At 63.8% G+C, this 232-nt stretch carries 1 protein-coding gene; it reads right to left on the bottom strand.

The features are described 5' to 3' along the window. The coding region (locus FQ668_RS28340; RefSeq protein ID WP_178097289.1) for a glycoside hydrolase family 99-like domain-containing protein at positions 1 to 232 on the bottom strand (232 nt) is incomplete at both ends.

The raw sequence follows: 232 nt of genomic DNA, 5'->3' as shown, positions 1-232 counted from the left end.
CTCGTCGTCCAGCCAATGGCGCAGCGGGTCTTCCATCAGCGTGCGGCCGCTGAACCAGTAGTAGTAGAAGCAGAACGCGCCGATACCGTATTCGGTCGCGAGGCGCGCCTGGTCACGCATCACCTGCGGATTGCGCAGGTCGTAGAAACCCAGATCGGCAGGCAGGCGTGGCTGCACATGGCCTTCGAACTGCGGCAGAGCGCGGGTGACGTTGCGCCATTCGGTAAAGCCC

The organism is Pseudomonas sp. Kh14, from assembly GCF_900291005.1.
Lineage (GTDB): Bacteria > Pseudomonadota > Gammaproteobacteria > Pseudomonadales > Pseudomonadaceae > Aquipseudomonas > Aquipseudomonas alloputida.
The sequence above is the reverse complement of the archived record's forward strand: the minus strand, read 5'-3'. Positions and strand labels throughout refer to the sequence as shown.